Genomic DNA, 14276 nt, shown 5'->3' with positions numbered 1-14276 from the left:
AGCGGAAGGCGCGGCTCAAATGCCGCAACATGGTGACGCGGGGTGGAGCAGCCCGGTAGCTCGTCAGGCTCATAACCTGAAGGTCACAGGTTCAAATCCTGTCCCCGCAACCACCGCCACAGAACGCCCCCTCGAGAGAAATCTCTGGGGGCTTTTTGCGTTTTGGGCAAAGTCGATGAGGTTGGCGGCGGAAGCGACTACGTCGGCCACGGTTTCGCCGTCCTCGACCTCGATGGTGACGCTTTCGATCAATGACCGGATAATCTCGGCCGCTTCCGATCGGAGCCCCTGCTCGTTCAGAGCCGTGCGGATTCCCGCGATCTTCTCCTCGAAGCGTCGGACTAATGCCGGATGCGGCAGAATCTTCGCTTCTTCCAGCCGGTCGGGGCCGAGCCGCGCGAGCAGGGTTTCGCGCTCCTGTTCGCGTTGAGTGAGCAACGCGGCCAGCGTGCTGCTGACTACCCCAGCCAGCAAATTCCTCGACAGGTTCTCGAGCTCGATGTCGAGTTCGGCGAGCCTTCGCTGTATTGACTGTTCCCGTTCGTCGCGCGTGCTCGAGAGCCGGGTCATCTCTCGGTTGAACTCCTTTACGAACACCTCCGCCAGTTCGGGGGTAAGAAGCCGCGACTGCAGCGCGTTCAGGGCAGCGTCTTCCACCGCAGCTACGCGTACGCTCCGGGAGTTCTCGCAAGTTCCGCGTTCGCGGTTCCGCGCGCACCGGTAGTAGTCGCTTCCGACGATCGTGTAGTTCGCTCCGCAGCACCCGCACTTGATCAGGCCCGACAGGAGATGGCGCTTCCGGTTGGTCGAGGCCAGCGCCGCCCCGATCCCCGGGCTTGCACGCCTGGCCACCTCGGCATCGACCGCGGCGCATAGTTCGTCATCCACGATGCGCATGTCGGGCACCTTCACGGTGACCCAGTCCTCTTTGTCACGCAGGCGGTAGCGCCGCTCGCGTCGGTCGCAGTCCGGATCCCGGCGCCACTCACGGCGGCCCCAGATGATCGTGCCGCGGTAGAGCGGGTTATGAAGTATGCCGACGAACTTCTTCGGGTCGCCGCGGATCGTGGAGGCGTTCCATTCGCCGCCCCGGGGGCTCGGAATGCCGTCTTCGTTCAGCGAAGTAGCGATCTGGATGGCCGATCGTCCCGCGGCGAAATCGCGCATAATGCGCCGCACGACCTCGGCCTGCCTCTCGACGACCTCGAACACACCCTTCACCGCCAGGCCGTCTGCACCGATCCTGTCCACACGCTGGTAGCCGTATGCCTTTCCGCCGGCGAGGCGCCCGGCGAGCACGGCGGCCTTCATTCCGCGAAAGGTCTGCCTTTGCAGTTTGGTCAGGAACATCGAACCGAGTAGCCCGGCCACTGCCAGCTTCACCTCGTCTATTTCGCCCTCGTGGCACGTCATCAGACGCACGCGATCGAAGCGCAGCTTCTTGCCGATCCAACTGATGTCCTCACCGTCGCGGGCGATACGGTCCAGGCCCTCGCATACGATGAGGTCAATCTGTCCTGCGCTGACCGCGCTCAGCAATTGCATCAGGCCTGGACGGTCACGCCGATAGCCGCTGACCTCGGGGTCCGCATAGGTGGCTACGACGGTGCCTCCGATGCGCTCGACCAGAGACTGGCACGCCGCGGTCTGGTCGTCGCTCGACTGCGGGTTCTGTTTGTCTGTGCTGTGTCGCGCATAGATCGCGACGCGGGCTGCCTGCATGATGCCTCCTGACGCCATGCTAGACTTCCCGCCGGCCAGTACGCAACGACGCGATTTGGTCCGCGGCTGCGTTCATTCTGCGGAAGGTCTCCCATTGGGCCTCGGTCAGGAACACGGAACCGAGCAGGCTTTCCATCGCCAGCTTAACCTCGTTGATCTCGCCCTGGTCGCAGGTCATCAGTCGCACGCGGTCAGAGCGTAGCTTCTTGCCGACCCATCCGATGTCCTCGCCGACGCGGGCGATCCGATCGAGACGTTCGCACACGACGATATCGATCTGTCTTGCACTGACGGCGGTCAGCAGTTGCATCAGGCCGGGGCGATCGCGCCGATAGCCGCTGACATCGTGGTCCGTGAATGTAGCCACGACAGTGCCGCCGAGCCGTTCCACCAAAGTCCGGCAAGCCGCCGCTTGGTCATCGATCGATTGGGGATTCTGCTTGTCGCAGCTGTGGCGCGAATAGATCGCGACCCGGGGTGCCGGCATTATGACTCCTTGCGCCATGCTAGACCTCCCGCCGGCCGACGCGCAACGACGCGACGTGCTCCGCCGCCGCCTGTCGGGCGAGCAGCCGCACGAGCGCGATCTCCGCAGCCTGCACCGACGCGCTAGGCGTCGACTGCATCACGCGGGCCACGGCGGCAGGATGACGGTCCTTCGTTTTCACGGACACTATAGGCTTTTTTTTCGTTGCAGGTTCTGCAAGAAAGTCTCATATTTGTGCGATGACGACCCTAATTGGCAGGAAGATTGGGCGCGAGGTGCGCAAGGCGAGGCTCGCCCGGAAGAACATGACGCAAGCTCGTCTGGCGGAGCGGGTCGGTGTCACGCGGGAGACGATCTACCGTCTGGAGGGTGGTCGCATGGCCACAGCCGACGTGCTGGGACGCGTCTGCGACGTGCTCGGCATCGACCGTGCTAAGTTCAAATACGACAAACCGGCAACAGACGCTTTCGCGCATTACCCCGAACTGACTCTGCTGCGCGACCGGCGGCGCAAGCTCGGTCTTAGGCTGGACCAGTGCGCGGTGGCTGCAGGCGTCAGTGTGTCGACGCTATCCCGCTTCGAATCCGGCCGGGAGTCCAGTCGGGAGCTTGCAAGGTTCGATTCTGGTGGCCGGGCAGTCGCGCTGATCAGCGAGGGACTGGCAAAGATTCTGGAGTTCAACGACGTCGAGGCGCTCGATCGTTATTGGCGGACCGGCAAAGAGCCCTAACACCTGTGTGGAGCAAGCGCGCTTGGCCTACGGCCATCAATGCTTGTCGAAGTCCTCAAGCGTGATGCTGATGATCGGTTCGCCGATGTCTAGCAGCCTTTCCGAACTCACGAGCTTGGCAAGGCGCGCGTCGGCGCGGCGGAAGCCCGGCATCAGGTCCTTTGCGGGAAGACTATCGACCCGTGTGAGCGTCTTCAGTGGTCTATACGTGAAGTGACCGTACTTTCCCTCATGGCCGAAGATGACCACGGGTCGTCCCGTTCCGGCGGGCGCCCACAAGCGGCACTGCCCGTAAAGCACCGCCCTGTTGCCTTCTAGGCGGATCACGCCAAGTCCGTCCGGTGGTCCGCAAGCGTCGTCCACGTCGAACCTCACGTAGATGCGATCGCAACCGTCCGTACGCGTCAGCATCTGATATTTCAGATCGGTGGCGTCCGACATGCCGAAGCCCATCCCGATCAGCACACGCAGATCGGGGGTTTCGTCCCTTTGGCCCATCAGCATAATCCGAAGCGCCGCGGAATATCTCATCATGTTCGCCCGCGCCTGCCGGTCGGAGACAGTGAGCATCTGAAGGCGCAGCCGTGGGTCCAGGATTTCGTCGGGGTCTTCCATGTTCGTTTCCTCATTCGTCAATTTGCGCAGGTGGCCAGCAGCTCCGGTCGCGTGCGCCGGTAATCTCGGACGATCCCACGTGCGAGTTGCAAAGAAGTCTCACGAAATTCGGTCTCGGTGCGGCTGGCCGCGATGGCGACGGCGCCCTGGCTGACATCACGACCCATCGTCATTTGCTCCGGAGCCGACTGCCCGGTGCGGTCGCGGCGGCAGGGTTGCGGGGCGGCCACGCCGCCCCCCCCCTGGCGGTCAGGCCGCCCGCCGGATTTCGGCGAAGACTTCCTGCCCCTCGTTGCGGAAGGTCGTCATGAAGCCGCCGCTACCGCGGTCGGTCAGATCGTCCGACTGGAGGAGGGTGTTCAGGCGCGAGCGCGCGCGCCGCAGTCCGGCCATGAGGTCCCCGGGCAGGGGCTTGCCAACCTTTCGGAGCGGCTGGCCGCGGCGGAACGCGAAGTAGCCCTGCACGTCGGCTTTGTCCTCGCCGACCGGGACGATCAATGCACGCCCGTCGTTGGAAGGCGACCAGAGCAGGCAACGGCCGTAGCAGACGACGTGATCGTCCTCGACGCGGAAAAGGCCAAACCCGATCGCAGGCCCGGAGGCGTCGTCGACGTCGAACGCGATGTGGAGGTGTTCGCGTTCGGCGCGCCGCGTGACGGCGGCGTACAGGTTCTCGTCGCCGCCGAGGAGTCGGAAGCCCGCGTTGATGACTGGTTCATCGCCGAGCCACTCCGTTCCGCGGCGCCCCGCGATCAATAGGTTGTAGGCGGCGACGTGCCGTAGCATGTTCGCGCTTGCGGCCGGATCGTTCGCCGAAAGCAGTTCCAGCTCATGGCGCGCTTCACGCATTTCGTCTGTCTCGTTCATCATTTCTTAAATCCTTCCGAGTTAGGCGAAGCCTGCGGGGCCGGGCCCGGCCTCCGCTTTTTCCCATCTTCCCTGCTTCGCACTCAGAAAGCACAGCAGTGCTTATCGCGCGCAGCGCGTTGCCGCGCCGGGAGGCTGCGGCCGGCGGCCGGCGTGGCCATCGCTCGAGCTGGGCGTTTTCCTCGAGCGCAGCGCAAGGCGAGGATTTTCCTCGAGGCTTCATGGCCATCGTTCGCGATGCACGTTGCCCGTCAGATCTACTTCGGCCCGCAAGTAAGGAACCTCAGAACGGGCACCATGATTTGTGCACTGCAACATAATCTCTGCTGGACCGTTGAATATCGTCGCATCCAGCGGCGCGGAGAAGCAGTTTGCGGCGCATGTCAGACACGATCGCACGTCTTTCCGCCGCTGCGCACCAGCAAGGCCTGGCTGGCGTCGGCACACCGTCCAAGCTCGATGCCTTGACCGACTTCGGAAGCAATCCGGGCGCGCTCCGAGCCTTTGTTCATATCCCCGCCGACTTATCGCTTGGGGTGCCGTTGGTGGTCGTCCTGCATGGATGCACGCAATCTGCCGGAGGCTACGATCGCGCTTCAGGTTGGTCGCAGCTGGCCGAGAAGGCGGGGTTCGCCGTGCTTTATCCGGAGCAGCAGCGTGGCAACAACGCAAACGGGTGCTTCAACTGGTTCGAGCCTGCCGATACGCGGCGCGGATCCGGAGAGGCTGCGTCGATCCGTCAAATGATCGCCGCGATGCGAGAGCGGCACGGCGTGGATGAGCGACGGATCTTCGTCGTTGGTCTCTCGGCAGGTGGAGCCATGGCGGCGACGATGTTGGCGGTGTATCCGGAGGTCTTCGCCGGCGGAGCCATAATCGCGGGACTTCCGCACGGTGTTGCCGCGGGGGTTAGCCAGGCGCTCGACCGCATGCGCGGGCATGGGCTCCCCGACGAAGACAGGCTGGGCGCGGCCTTGCGCGGGGCGTCGGCTCATTCCGGACCCTGGCCGCGCATCTCCATCTGGCACGGCGGCGCGGACGCGACGGTCAGCGTCAGGAATGCCGATGCGATCCTGGCACAGTGGCGGGGCGTTCACGGGCTGGCCGCAAGCGCAGCCAGGATTGATCAGGTCGACAATTTCCCGCGCCGCACCTGGCAGGGGCCCGATGGCGTCGACCTCATCGAGGAGTACATCCTTCCAGGCATGGGGCACGGCACGCCCCTAAAGACGTCCGGCGCGGACGGTTACGGAAACGCCGCTCCCTATATGCTGGATGTTGGCATCTCCTCGACGCTTCGGATCGCGGAGTTCTGGGAGATAGCGGCGTCGGGCGTGCCGGCTGCGGCCGATCGGAAGCCTGCTGCGACGGAGCTGCTACGTCAGTCCGCACAGGTAGGTGAGCGAAGGTCGCGCCCAGCATCAGAACCGCTCGATGCAGTCGGCTCGCCTTCGGGTGTCGGCAGGATCATTGAAGACGCTTTGCGGGCTGCGGGTCTGATGAAGTAGCCACGCGGCATGGCCGCGGCTCGGCGGATTGGTCGATACAACGGCATCGATTGTCCTGTGCGCTCGGTTGCAGCTTGGCCCCAGCGGTTTGTCGGACCGCTCCCAGCCCGCTATCCAACGCGAAGCGGGTGCCGTGAAATAGGGGTCAGGTCTAAGGCCGGGGGGTGCCCGATGGGTGCCGGTGTTGATCTGGGCCTAAATAGCGGACCTCCGTGGTTGCGATTGGGGAAGGGGGCGGAAGCATGAACCGGAAGCGCTGAGCGCGACGGCGGGCGGCGCCTTCGGCCGAACGGATTGACCATTTAGACGCGTCTTCGCGTCTTGGCGCGAGGGCCCCTAGGAGTTGCTCAATCGAGCAGCTCGGCCGGATCTCGTCACGTTGTCAGTTCCTCGAACTGCGCCGTCGTCAGACGGGCGCCCGACAGCGCTCCCGCCAGCCAGATCACTGAGTTTTCTTCGTTCACCGTGGTATTCGCCGCGGACGCGAGGTCCCTCACTGCCAGCATCGTCGCACGTAGTTCGGCGACGCTGGCGGTGGGCGGCGTGAATTCGCCACGCGCCGGCCATCTGCGGAATGCCACCAGCCACCATGCCCCGACACAGCGGAGGACGTGGCGGTCCGGCTTGCAGATGTCATGTCCGAGCAGCTTCAGCAATTCGGCGGAGAGCGCTACCCCGAACCCAGGCAGTTTCCACTTCGGAGATGTCCCGAGCGCTACGGCGGCATCTTCGACGACGCCTAGGCAATCTGCGATGCAATCCGCGAAGTACCCTTCGGCACCATCGCGACCGCACGAGTATTGCGCAAGGATCGCCGCAGCGCCGTGGATCCCGCGGATGGTGCGCCGCAAACCCGTTGAGCCCGCCTTCCTCCCCAGAAACCATTGGTTCACGCTGGTCTCGACCTCGGCCAGTGGGCGGTCGGCGAACGCGGACATGTCGAATTGAAGAAAAGGAACTGCCAACTCGGACGATATTCGTTCGATGGTAGTGGCCTTGGTGTTTCCGGATATTGCCGCGCGCACGACCGCCTGAAATGTCTCCTCATCGGTGAAGCGTCGGCCGGCGCGTCGGCGGCGGGTATTGGCGTCGACCATGGCATCGGCCGCGCGTGCTTCCCACTGGGGGTCCCACTCGCTCAACCTCTGACGCAGTCTTTCATCCAGACGCCTCAGCCGACGCGCGGCCGACGGAGGCGTCTCATCGGAAATCGTCATTCAGCAACCGATCGCGTGAGGTTCGTCAGCTGGGCATGCTCGATACGTCGGCACTAGCGCGCCCGTTCCTAGCGCTCCACACCCATGTAGCGTTCGTATGCCTCGGAATACCTCTTTGCGATGAGCGCCTGTTCGGCGGCGTCCGCCTCTTCAGCGAGCTTCAGGAACCAGGTGCCTTCCTCGGAGTACATGTGATGGGCGACAGCCCCTTCGATGTGGCCGAGCTTGTCGAGATAATCCTCACTCATTGGATCGAGCCGCTCAAGCAGGCCCATCTCCATCTTTGCGGCCGACTGCTCCTGATAGGCCAGTTCGGCGTGCCCCACCTGATGCTCGGCGGCGAGCGCAGGGTAGATCGCTGCCTCCTCGGCTATCGAGTGACCGGCCAGGATCAACCCGAGCTTCTTTTGTGCGGCCCGACGCGCGTCTGGATCCGACGTCGTTTTGAGTTCCGCGAATGCGGCCTCGATCTGGCGGTGGTGTTGGAGTATCTGCGAGAGCCAGTCACCGGATTTAGCTGCCGCCTCTGCCTTCGCACGCGCCTTTGCCCGTGCCTCGTCGCTTTCCGGTGGCGTTACGGCTGCGATCGCTTTGTCCAGCAGTGACATTGGTTTCTCCCGGGATACGGTGTCTCTCTGGTCGAATAACAGGTTGTCGGGTCTCACCGTTCCGCGGATTCGTGCCAACTTGGGTTAGTTCTCGCCAGTTCCATCGCCGGATCGGATCATTCGCCCTGAGCCTTCTCGATCCGATAGGATAGCCAACGCAGCATCATTCCAATCACCGACGCGGCCATGCCTCCCAGGAGGCAAGCGAGAAGAACTGGATTTGACTTTACTGAGTTCCAGGAAACGACGCCCAGCAGCAGCACGCTGACGGTGGAGACGCCGTAGCCGATTGTCTTGACGAGGGTCGGGGTGAGCTGCGTGACCTTGGGCGGTCGGTGACCAAGACTTACAGGGCGGTTTTCCATAAGGTCCGTACCTAGCGAAGATCAGGCGTCAGCCGAATCGTTTCAGCATAGTCGAGCGTCCGCCCGGAGGAGATTACCTCATCGGTATCATCCGCATTGAAGGCGAGCAGGTCGGCTACCTGGACACCTTGCGGATCGATCACGGTGAGCATGTCGCCAGCCATGAGCCGGAACGCGGCGCCGCTACGCGGCGGGATTTCTTTTACGTCGGGCGTAACGCCGGTGACCCACGGACGCTGAACGGGCAGGTCCATTCCTGTCCGACCTTCCTGCCGCTGTACTGACGCGCTTCGCTCGTCTCGCCGTGTCGCGAGAGCATTGGGTTGCGCGTGCCCGCGAGCGCTTCGTCCCGCACGAGGATTTTCTCGCGCATCGTCTCGTATTTTCCTTCGGCGCGTAGCTGCTCGAACTGATCGTGGAGGTTGAACACCAGCGTGGGAACATGGAAGCGGCGTGCGGGCCGGCTCGCGTGGGGATGCAGCCCGACGACGAAGAACGCCTCTCCTCCGAAACTCAGAGAGAAGTGCGGATCGTCTGGATCGCTGCTCACCTTTGCATCGTACTCGTAGCCGCGCCATGCGTCCTTGTCGGACAGCGATTGCAGCCGCGTCCACAGCGCCCTTTCGAACTGGATCTCGTCGAGGTCCTTGGGCCCGTCGAACGTGATCGCGAGGCTGCGGAAGAGAGAGGGGTCGGCCTGGTAGCTCGTGGCGAAATGGGAAATGGCGTCATGTATGCGGAGGTCGTCCCAAGAGCTCTCGATGTTCTTGCAGGCGAGGACCGAGAGCGTTCCGCGTGCCAGCGCGGCCTTCGCGCCCACGCACGGGAACGCCGGGTCCGACACATATTCGGCCAGCGCTTTCTCGTTTTCCAGCTGTGTTGGTGATGCCAGCGAAAGAGCGGCGTCGGGGGTGCGGCCATGGCGATATTACGCGGCGCTGCGGCGCGCCGTTCCCAAAATTAATCCAAGATAGGGCGATTTCGGGGGCTTCTGCGGGTCAGATTGAAGGACCCTTGCCCAGACGACTACACTATGCGCTGCTGGGCGTTCTCGTTGTCAGGTCGAAGGAATTACCTCCGGCGACTACGTGGAGGCGCACGCCGAACATCGAGAGCGGTTCGTCGCGCCGAGCCTCCGCGATGTTCGAATGCGAGACGTCCGTGCCGTCGACGACATATACGGCGCCCGCGCCGATCACCTTGAAACGACCGTTCTCGACGACGATCGCCGTGTCCTCGTCGATCCCGATCCCAAGTACGCGAGGGTTTTGCGCGACCGCGCCCAGCAGCCGCCCGATCCGGCCGCGCTCCGCGAAATGCTGGTCGATGATGACGTCTTTGATCAGACCCAGACCAGGGGCCATGTTGAGGTCGCCGATGCGGTGCGATTCCGCGCTTGAGCCGCGCACAAGCATGGTGTCGCTCATCACCGAGGCGCCTGCGGACGTGCCGGCGATTAACCCGCCACGGCGGTGGATGGCACGGACCATCTCCTCGATGGGCGTGTCGCCTATCTGGCTCGAGATCCGCAGCTGGTCTCCGCCCGTGAAGAACAATCCTGCCGCGTCGGCGAGCATGGCTTTGGTCTCGGGCGAACGCGTCTCGTCTCGCTCGTTCACGTAGAGTTCGACGAGGTCGTTGACGCCTAGCGCGCCAAACGCCGCCTTGTAGGCGTCGAAATAGCCGTCCGGTTCATGGCTTGCGACGGTCGCGATCACCAGCCGTCCACTTCCAAGTCGGTCGGCAATCTCCTTCAGGATGGTCCGATCTCCATCCTTGTCCTCATGGCCGCCGATGATGATGAGTGGCCCAGTGCTATCAACCACGTGTCAGATATCCTTTCACTTCGTCCAGATGCACGCCGGCGACCCCGTCGGGCAGCCAGCTGGCGGCCAGTGCGACGGCGAAGTGCTCGCTGTTGTGGTCGATGCCGAACCTTCCCTTGCAGTCGATCGCGATGATGCCCGCTTCTCCGCCGACGCGCGAAAGCTGGCGTAGCGCGCGGGATACCGCGTTCGGCGCCTCTTCCACCTTCAAAGCGTCGATCACCCGTGTCGCCAGAAGCACGCGGAGAATGCTCTCGCCGTCCCCGGAGATAGCCACGCCTCCGGCCTCGTTGTCCGCGTAGAAGCCGCAGCCCGGTATGGGTGCGTCGCCCACGCGCCCAGGCAACTGACCCGGCAGTCCGCCCGTCGACGTCCCCACGGCAATACGGCCTTCGCGGTCGATGGCGACGCAACCAACCGTATCGTGCTCCCCGTCCGCCGCTGCCGAAGCCGGCAGATCGTATTCCTCGACTCCCCGAGAACGCGCGAACTCAATCGCGCCGGATCCCGCAAGAAGAACCGTTTGCTCTGGCAAGAGAAGTCTTGCGACACTAACCGGATTGCGGACCCCGGACAGCGCAGCCACCGCGCCGATCGCGAGCGTACTTCCATCCATCATCGCGGCGTCCGTCTCGACCGCACCTTCGCACGTGGGCACGGACCCGCTGCCGGCGTTGAATGTGGGGTCGTCCTCCAGATGGCGGACGACCTGTTCGACGGCGTCGAGGGCGCTTCCGCCCTGTGCGAGGATCTCGGCGCCGATCCGCGCCGCGGCGAGGCATCCTGCACGGTTTGCCGCTTGGTCGCGGGCGGTGATCGTGCGCGCGCCTCCGTGCACCACGATTGACCAACGGGGATCATCCATCGGCGTTGACCAGTTCATCGTCTTTCGCCGGTTCGAAGGCACAGACGATCTTCCAGACCAGATCGACCTGCGACGGGCTGAGCACCACGACATCGCCAGGCTTCGCTAGGCTGAGGCTGAACGCGGTTGCTTCGGCTTCGTCCACGATCCTATGGATGCGATCACCTGAGAGCCCCGCGGACAGTGCGCCCTTGGACATCATCGCATTGATCTCGCCTCGTGGTCGACCGCGACCGTCGGGCGTCTCCCGGAACACCAGTTCATCGAATATGGAGGCGGCGAGTTTGCCCATGCCGACAAGATCCTCGTCCCGCCGGTCGCCGGGAACACTGTACACCCCGATGAATCTCCTTCCCGGTTTTCGGAGGGTGTCGAGGAATTTGCTCAGTGCCGTGACGGCGGCGGGATTGTGTGCGTAATCCACGATCACGGTCACGCCTCCGCGGTCCACGATGTTGAGCCGCCCCGGGCTCTCGGAATAACTGCTCGAAAAGCTCGACAACGCCGCCGCGATGATGGCCGTCTCGACCCCGAGGGCGACGGCCATGGCCGTAGCCGCCAAGGCATTCTCCGTGTTGAAGGCGGCGGCCCCGGCGAGGGTCGCGGGGATGCTGCCCACCGGAACGACGACCTCCCGCAGATTGTTGCGGTAGAGGACGATGACATCCTCACCGGCCTCTGGCTCGCGCGTCACCGCGAGGCCGCCGGCGGCGACATGGTCGCGCACCTCGTCTGTGGGCGCCGCCATGGAGAACCAGCAGAGCCGGCCACGGGCGCTCCGCGCCATGCGCCGAGTCAGCGGGTCATCGGCATTGAGGACGCTGCATCCGCGTCGCGCGACGGCCTCCACTACGACCGACTTCACGTTCGCGAGGTCCTGGACGCTGTTGATGCCCTTGAGACCAAGATGGTCCTCCGTGACGTTGAGGACGCAGCCGACGTCGCACCGATCGAAGCCGAGACCCTCGCGGAGAAGCCCGCCGCGCGCGGTCTCGAGGACGGCGGCGTCGACGGTGGGATTGCCCAGGATCATGCGCGCGCTCTTTGGCCCGCTCGCGTCGGCCGACTTTATGAGCCGGTCGCCGATGTAGATGCCGGTCGTGGACGTAAGGCCGACGGTCATTCCCCTTTCGCGAAGGATGCGCGCCACCATCCTGGCGGTTGTGGACTTACCGTTCGTGCCCGTTATCGCGATGATCGGGATCCGACTGGCGCTAGCGCGTGGGAACAGCAGGTCCACGATCGGCCCGGCGACGTCGCGGGGGCTTCCCGAGGATGGCGCGAGGTGCATGCGCAACCCCGGCGCGGCGTTTACCTCGACGATTCCGCCGCCCGTTTCCGAAACTGGCCTCGTGATATCCGGGGACAGGAAGTCGATGCCGGCGACATCGAGGCCGATCGCCGCGGCCGCTTGCTCGGCGACGAAGATGTTTTCCGGATGCACGTCGTCCGTGCAATCCTCGGCGGTTCCCCCGGTCGAGAGGTTCGCCGTCTCGCGGAGCCGCACCAAGCGGCCTGCTTCAGGAATGGATGTGCTGGAAAGACCCTGGTCTTCGAGCACGCGTTCGACGGCGGAGTCGATCACAATACGCGTGAGCAGGTTCTCGTGGCCGACACCTCTACGGGGGTCCTCGTTCGCGCGGGCCACGAGCGCTGCGACGTCGCTAGCACCGTCGCCCAGTACCGCCGCCGGCAGGCGCCGGGCCACCGCGACGACCTTCCCGCCCACCACGAGGAAGCGGTGGTCTTCGCCGACGATCTGTTCCTCGACGATCACGCGTGGCGAGTGATCCCTGGCGGTCTCGAACGCCCTTGCGAGCGCAGCCTCGCCGCTCACGTTGAGGGACACACCTCGCCCATGGTTGGCGTTCAACGGCTTGACTACCCATGGGCTTGCGAGGCGCTTGGCTTCTCGGATCGCCTCGTCGAGAGAACGCGTGACCGCTCCGCGTGGGGCGGGCAGGGCGGCGTCGCGAAGCAACTGCCTGGTCAATTGCTTGTCACCAGCTAGTTCGACCGCGACGTGCGACGTCTGACCCGTCACGCTCGCCCGGATGCGGCGTTGGCGGCGGCCAATGCCAAGTTGTATGAGACTGCGATCGTCGAGGCGGCTGACGGGGATGCCACGCTGCTTGGCGGCGTCAACGATGGCCTGAGTGCTCGGTCCGAGACTCGTCTTGCGGATGGCCGAGCCGAGCTCGGCAACGACCGCGGCCAGCGGGGCGTCGTTCGGGACGCTGGTCGCGGGGAGGACCCGCTCCCCGCGAAGCTCCCGGAACTCGCCCGGAAGCAGGTTGCTGACGATGCGGAGCGCGTGCAGGCCGGCGAGCAAGGCGGCCTGCTCGTCGCGGTATTCGAATAGGATGTCGTAGAAGCCGGGACGGCCCGCCACGGAGCGGGTCTTGCCCCGGGTCACGTCGGCACCTGCCAGCGACTGCAGCTCAAGGGCCACGTGCTCGGCCACGTGGCCCAGCCAGGTCCCCTCGGCCATCCGCTCGACGAGCCCGCCCGCGCGACCCTTGCTGCAATGATGCCGCCTGAGCCCTGGAAGCAGATCCAGGAGTGCCGCCGCAAATCCAGGGAGCGTGTCGGTCGGGCGCGTTTCAAGAGGCCCCAGGTCGATTCTGATCCGGACCATCGCCCGCCGACTGTGGATGTTGGGTCCACGATAGATCGCCCGCTCTACGATCGTGATGCCGGAGACATGCGAGATCGTGCCGTCCAGGTCACTTTCCTCGCGCCTCGCGCTTAATAAGAAGCTCTCCAATTTCCGTCCTCTTCGGGGTGGAGCGCGTTGAACGCGGCGACGGCCGGTGCAGATGCCCGGATTCGCACTAACCCAGATTACTGCTATCCCCCGGTGCAAACACGACGCGGGAAGGTCTCTCGTGAAGCGTCGTGGGGGAGCGGCGAAAACTAACCCAGTATAGGGCGAATTTGCGGCGAGCGGACCAACTCCCCGCCTGGGCCATCCGGCCGTTGCGCTGGCGTACGGTATTGTCGTGCCTTACGCACGATGGCATCCACCGGCCATGGATGACGGTAGCGATCCGGGACGTTCGTTCAGCTGCCTCAAGGAGGGCCTGGGCAGCTTGATGCTGTGCTGGTGCCGGCTCGAAGCTGCGCTCGACGAGGCAATGCCACGCGCAACTAGGGGACTCAACCGAAAGCCCGACGCCACCTTCGCGGACAGATACTCGGTTTTCCGGACACGCGTGGAGGAGGTGTCACGGGGAAGGCCGGAACTCGAAAACGCGTTGGTCGACCTCTCCGGCCGTATCGATCAGGTTCGGCGGCAGCGCAATCTCGTCGTCCACGGGCTCACCGGCATCAGCGCGGATCCGCGGAGAGGCGAGCCACACTTGATATGTGAGGAAAGGGACCGGCGCCGCATAAGGCGCGTGCAAGTCCACCAATCGGAGCTCACGCGCCTGCTTTGCAACCTGGATCGTTGCCGGCTAGACC

The 14276-nt window shown here is 64.4% G+C and carries 14 protein-coding genes, 1 tRNA gene and 2 pseudogenes; 6 read left to right on the top strand and 11 right to left on the bottom strand.

Annotated features, from left to right (window positions below):
- The first annotated feature begins 36 nt into the window (after positions 1–36).
- The 4 genes from FFS35_RS17030 (at position 37) to FFS35_RS20435 (ending at position 1734) form a co-directional block, all read left to right on the top strand.
- Positions 37–113 (top strand) — tRNA-Met (locus FFS35_RS17030).
- A gap of 238 nt (positions 114–351) precedes the next feature.
- Positions 352–531 (top strand): hypothetical protein, encoded by a 180-nt coding sequence (locus FFS35_RS20440; RefSeq protein WP_249341707.1) that lies wholly within the window; start codon positions 352–354, stop codon positions 529–531.
- Between the two features lie 495 nt (positions 532–1026).
- The gene (locus tag FFS35_RS17020; RefSeq protein ID WP_137788081.1) at positions 1027–1362 is read left to right on the top strand and encodes a hypothetical protein; all 336 of its coding nucleotides are present in this window, start codon (positions 1027–1029) and stop codon (positions 1360–1362) included.
- Positions 1363–1401: 39 nt separating this feature from the next.
- Positions 1402–1734: a hypothetical protein gene (locus tag FFS35_RS20435; protein ID WP_249341706.1), complete on the top strand. Its 333-nt coding sequence runs from the start codon at positions 1402–1404 to the stop codon at positions 1732–1734.
- Positions 1735–1741: 7 nt separating this feature from the next.
- Here the strand turns inward: FFS35_RS20435 and FFS35_RS17010 are convergent, their stop codons facing one another.
- Positions 1742–2209 (bottom strand): recombinase family protein, encoded by a 468-nt coding sequence (locus FFS35_RS17010; RefSeq protein ID WP_171007667.1) that lies wholly within the window; start codon positions 2207–2209, stop codon positions 1742–1744.
- A 275-nt stretch (positions 2210–2484) separates the two neighbouring features.
- On the opposite strand from FFS35_RS17010, the gene FFS35_RS17005 reads away from it, so the two are divergent.
- Positions 2485–2940, top strand: a complete 456-nt coding sequence (locus FFS35_RS17005; protein WP_171007666.1) for a helix-turn-helix transcriptional regulator — start codon at positions 2485–2487, stop codon at positions 2938–2940.
- A gap of 36 nt (positions 2941–2976) precedes the next feature.
- On the opposite strand, the gene FFS35_RS17000 is transcribed toward FFS35_RS17005, so the two are convergent.
- On the bottom strand, positions 2977–3555 hold the full coding sequence (locus FFS35_RS17000; RefSeq protein WP_137788078.1) for a hypothetical protein: 579 nt from the start codon (positions 3553–3555) through the stop codon (positions 2977–2979).
- Between the two features lie 249 nt (positions 3556–3804).
- Positions 3805–4425, bottom strand: a complete 621-nt coding sequence (locus tag FFS35_RS16995; protein WP_137788077.1) for a hypothetical protein — start codon at positions 4423–4425, stop codon at positions 3805–3807.
- Positions 4426–4802: 377 nt separating this feature from the next.
- Between FFS35_RS16995 and FFS35_RS16990 the strand changes: the two genes are divergently transcribed.
- Positions 4803–5930: a PHB depolymerase family esterase gene (locus FFS35_RS16990; RefSeq protein ID WP_137788076.1), complete on the top strand. Its 1128-nt coding sequence runs from the start codon at positions 4803–4805 to the stop codon at positions 5928–5930.
- Between the two features lie 374 nt (positions 5931–6304).
- Here the strand turns inward: FFS35_RS16990 and FFS35_RS16985 are convergent, their stop codons facing one another.
- From FFS35_RS16985 to cphA, 8 genes and pseudogenes are all read right to left on the bottom strand, one after another.
- Positions 6305–7147: a hypothetical protein gene (locus FFS35_RS16985; protein WP_137788075.1), complete on the bottom strand. Its 843-nt coding sequence runs from the start codon at positions 7145–7147 to the stop codon at positions 6305–6307.
- Between the two features lie 68 nt (positions 7148–7215).
- Positions 7216–7812, bottom strand: a complete 597-nt coding sequence (locus FFS35_RS16980; RefSeq protein WP_249341705.1) for a hemerythrin domain-containing protein — start codon at positions 7810–7812, stop codon at positions 7216–7218.
- A gap of 59 nt (positions 7813–7871) precedes the next feature.
- Positions 7872–8120 (bottom strand): hypothetical protein, encoded by a 249-nt coding sequence (locus tag FFS35_RS16975; RefSeq protein WP_137788074.1) that lies wholly within the window; start codon positions 8118–8120, stop codon positions 7872–7874.
- A gap of 26 nt (positions 8121–8146) precedes the next feature.
- Positions 8147–8374 (bottom strand): annotated as a pseudogene (locus FFS35_RS16970) (DUF1989 domain-containing protein); the annotation flags it as partial.
- Positions 8323–9041 (bottom strand): annotated as a pseudogene (gntA, locus tag FFS35_RS16965) (guanitoxin biosynthesis heme-dependent pre-guanitoxin N-hydroxylase GntA). The pseudogenes FFS35_RS16970 and gntA, both read right to left, overlap by 52 nt.
- 110 nt (positions 9042–9151) lie before the next feature.
- The gene (locus tag FFS35_RS16960) at positions 9152–9946 is read right to left on the bottom strand and encodes a cyanophycinase (RefSeq protein ID WP_137788072.1); all 795 of its coding nucleotides are present in this window, start codon (positions 9944–9946) and stop codon (positions 9152–9154) included.
- Positions 9939–10784, bottom strand: a complete 846-nt coding sequence (locus tag FFS35_RS16955; protein ID WP_249341704.1) for an isoaspartyl peptidase/L-asparaginase family protein — start codon at positions 10782–10784, stop codon at positions 9939–9941. Before FFS35_RS16955 ends, FFS35_RS16960 begins: the two co-directional genes overlap by 8 nt.
- Before the next feature lie 19 nt (positions 10785–10803).
- Positions 10804–13578, bottom strand: a complete 2775-nt coding sequence (gene cphA / locus FFS35_RS16950) for a cyanophycin synthetase (RefSeq protein ID WP_249341703.1) — start codon at positions 13576–13578, stop codon at positions 10804–10806.
- Between the last annotated feature and the right edge of the window lie 698 nt (positions 13579–14276).

The organism is Sphingomonas sp. 3P27F8 (genome assembly GCF_005502745.1).
Taxonomy (GTDB): Bacteria; Pseudomonadota; Alphaproteobacteria; order Sphingomonadales; family Sphingomonadaceae; genus Sphingomonas.
This window is presented reverse-complemented; position numbering and strand designations above follow the sequence as displayed.